Annotated in this window: 2 protein-coding genes; both read right to left on the bottom strand. The window is 67.2% G+C overall.

Annotated features, from left to right (window positions below; all coding sequences use genetic code 11):
• On the bottom strand, positions 1–999 hold a 999-nt coding region (locus V6M45_RS07010), incomplete at its 3' end, for a hemolysin family protein (RefSeq protein ID WP_332654969.1).
• Between the two features lie 95 nt (positions 1,000–1,094).
• Complete coding sequence (locus tag V6M45_RS07015; protein WP_332654972.1) at positions 1,095–1,226, bottom strand: hypothetical protein; 132 nt, start codon at positions 1,224–1,226, stop codon at positions 1,095–1,097.
• Between the last annotated feature and the right edge of the window lie 280 nt (positions 1,227–1,506).

Consider the following 1,506-nt stretch of genomic DNA (forward strand, 5'->3'; position numbering starts at 1 on the left):
CATCTCCAGCAGGTCGGTGGCCGTCACCACGCCCTCGAAGGCGCCGAACTCGTCGACCAGGAAGGCCATGTGGACCTTGGACGCCTTCAGGATCTCCAGCGCCTTCAGCACCGAGGTCGACTGCGGGATGAAGGCCGGCGTCTGCACCAGCCGCTCGACGTTGAACTCGCCATTGTCCAGCAGGCTGTCCAGCAGGTCCTTCTTGTGCACCACGCCCAGCGGGTTATCGACGTCGTTCTCCCGCGCCACCACGATGCGCGAATAGGGGCAGGTCCGCACCTCCTGGCGCAGCTGTTCCTCGCTGTCGTCCAGCGCGATCCAGAACACCTCGTGCCGGGGCGTCATGGCGACGCGGATGGGCCGGTCGCCGAGGCGCAGGATCTCCTCGATCATCTCCTGCTCTTCCGGCTCGATCAGACCCGACGCCGTCCCCTCGGCGATCATGGTCTCGACCTCCTCCTGGGTGACGTCCGTGCCGTCGCGGTCCTTGACCCCCATGATCTTGAGGATGCCCGAGGTCGAGGCGGTCAGCACCACCACGAAGGGCTTCAGCACGATGGCCAGGGTCGAGATCGGCGCCGCCATCTTGGAGGCGATCGCCTCGGGGAAGATCAGCGCCAGCCGCTTGGGCACCAGTTCGCCGACGATCACCGAGATATAGGTGATGAAGACGATGACCAGTACGGTCGAGAAGACCTCCGTATAGGCCGCGACCCCCGGGAACGCCGTCTCCAGGATCAGGTTTAGCTGGCCGGCGATGGCCGCCTGGCCGTAGGCGCCGGCGGCGATCCCGATCAAGGTGATGCCGACCTGGACCGCAGACAGGAAGTGGGTCGGATCCTCGGCCAGCCTCAGCGCCGCCCGGGCGCCCCGGTCGCCCCGTTCGGAGCGGCTGTGCAGCTTGGATTTGCGCGAGGACACGACCGCGAGTTCGGTCATGGCGAACAGGCCGTTCAGCACCACGAGCAGCAGTACGACGACGATGGCGATAGCTAACATCTAGGGGGAGCGAGACCGACGCGGCGCGACAGTCGGCGTCCGCCAGATCAATGATAGGGTGGTTTTTCCCCCTCCGCCACGAATTCCTTTGACGATCAGCGTGAGCGGCCCGCCTCGACCCCGCCATAGGGGCCCGACGCGCCGCCGTCGTACGGTCCCGCGGCGGCGCAGGCCGACATGCCGATCAGGGTGCCGATGAACAGTCCGGTCCGAAGCGCGCGCCGCATGGTTACTCAATCCCTAACGTCCGAGACGCGAACGTAGGGACCCGATCCGGGTTCCGCGCAAGCCGGCGCCCCGGACAGTTGCGGATTAACCGCGCCCGACCCCGGACAGGCGAAGCGCGTCTCGCCCCCCCCGATCCCGGCCGGGGGTTCCCGGACGGCAAAACGGCCCCCGGATCGCTCCGGGGGCCGTTCTGTCTTGTTTGGCCTATGCTCGCCTCGCGGAGGCTCGCGGCTTGAGGCCTTTTACTCGGTGATCTTCGACACGACGCCGGCGCCGACG

The sequence above is a fragment of the Brevundimonas sp. genome (genome assembly GCF_036676055.1).
Taxonomy (GTDB): domain Bacteria; phylum Pseudomonadota; class Alphaproteobacteria; order Caulobacterales; family Caulobacteraceae; genus Brevundimonas.